The following is a 1,804-nucleotide window of genomic DNA, read 5'->3' as shown; positions in this document are numbered from 1 at the left end:
ATCTGGTTATGCTGGAGGAAATACTAAGAATCCTGACTATAGATCTATATGTTCTGGAAAAACAGGCCATGCTGAGGTAGTAAAAGTCACTTTTGACTCTGAGAAAATATCACTGCGTGAAATATTAGAAATATTTTTTGTGACTCACGACCCCACAACACTTAACAGACAGGGGAATGATGTTGGTACTCAGTATCGTTCAATTATTATGTGTCACTCCCAAGAACAAAAAGATATTGCTCAAGAAGTTATTTCGACTTTGGATAATAATGGCACGTTTAATAGTCCGATCGTTACTGAAGTGGTTGATTTGAAGGAATATTATAGAGCTGAGGAGTACCATCAAAACTATTTTAACAAGAATCCTAATCAACCTTATTGTGCATTTTCCATTCCTCCAAAGTTGCAAAAACTCAAGAAATATTTCCCAGATAAGGTATCTGCATAAAGAGTTCTCGTATTCTTACTAAGAATAGGTTTGGCGATCGTAGCTGGGGAAAAGTGAACTTTCTGTTTCACTGTGTTTTACCCAAGATATACTAAATTATGGGGCGTTGCTGATGCGTTGCTATGATTTTCTTTAATAGCAATTTCGGGACGGATCGCGCACGCGAATCACTTAACTATTAACTTAAAAGGATTTTAGATTTTGCCAAATTGAGGTTTCATAGCTTGATTCAGCAACGCCAATTATCATTAATTAACTAAAATAGTGTTTTCTTTGATTAATTTTCAAACACACGATTAAAGAAAGGTATTATTTGAGACCAAGCTGAAGTAGTTGCAGCGGAGTCATAACGATAACCGTCATCACGCATAAAAGTATGTTCCGCTTCATATAAGAAAATTTGATGAGCTATACTCGCTTGTTCCAAAGCTTGAGCTACGGTTTGGCGATCGCCTTCTGGTGTATGACGGTCTTGAGTGCCGAATACTATCATTATCTCACCTTGAATTTCATTCACTCGTTTAATTGTATCAGCGACTCCCTTACCTAACTTGCCACTGGGAACACCAGTCGGGTAACAACAAACAGTGGCTTTGATCTCTTTCTCAAAAGCAGCCCGAAATGCTAAATGCCCACCAATACAAAAACCCATAGCACCTATTTTATCCTCAGCAACTGAACTTTCTGCTTTAAGAAATTTGATCGCAGCTCTGGTATCCGCATCATATTCAGCTATTTTAGTTCGACGTGCATTGTCATTACCCCGCATTCGCCCCAGGTCATCTGGCTCAATGACTAGACCCACTGGTTCAGTACGATGAAAAATTTCTGGGGCAGCTACTACATAACCATAACCAGCTAAATAATTAGCTAGACGAATTATCGGACTTCCCAATTGATAAATATCACTGTAGAATACAATACCTGGATAAACTCCTTCCGGTTTAGGAGTTGCTACATATACACGCATTAAACTATCATCAACTTTTAACTCGATGTTACGTTTAGTAATTTGCACCTTTTATCTCCATTATTGTCTTGAGGAATTTTTCTACAATACAGCTTAACTTTAGCAAAATTACGTAATTTATAGGGGATACTGACTTGATACAGCGGATTTCATCTCAGTGAGGTATCGCTGTGGCGGGCAAGATGTCCGCACTACAAAAGTTTGATCATTAATATTTGTACTTCATATACTTGGAATCTGCTGTAACATCTATACTTTGAAGGCTTATATTCCTTAAACATTAAAATATAAGTGATTTTATCATTTTCTTTGTGGGTTTAATACCCCACCGTCAACGGGGGTGTTCACGCATTACTTGGGGGAGCGAATCCCCATGTAATTTTCCA

2 protein-coding genes are annotated in these 1,804 nt (G+C 37.9%); one reads left to right on the top strand and one right to left on the bottom strand.

Annotated features, from left to right (window positions below; all coding sequences use genetic code 11):
* Positions 1–448 (top strand): peptide-methionine (S)-S-oxide reductase MsrA (msrA, locus tag F6K13_RS31475; protein ID WP_287289633.1); only part of this gene is annotated, 448 nt, incomplete at its 5' end.
* A gap of 277 nt (positions 449–725) precedes the next feature.
* Here the strand turns inward: msrA and F6K13_RS31470 are convergent.
* Positions 726–1,466 carry a dienelactone hydrolase family protein gene (locus F6K13_RS31470; RefSeq protein WP_124146562.1) on the bottom strand — a complete coding sequence of 247 codons (741 nt, stop codon included), beginning with the start codon at positions 1,464–1,466 and terminating at the stop codon, positions 726–728.
* Positions 1,467–1,804: the final 338 nt, after the last annotated feature.

The sequence above is a fragment of the Okeania sp. SIO2B9 genome (assembly GCF_010672505.1).
In the GTDB taxonomy this organism is placed as follows: domain Bacteria; phylum Cyanobacteriota; class Cyanobacteriia; order Cyanobacteriales; family Microcoleaceae; genus Okeania; species Okeania hirsuta.
Note: the sequence above shows the minus strand (reverse complement) of the source record. Positions and strands in the feature narration are given on the sequence as shown.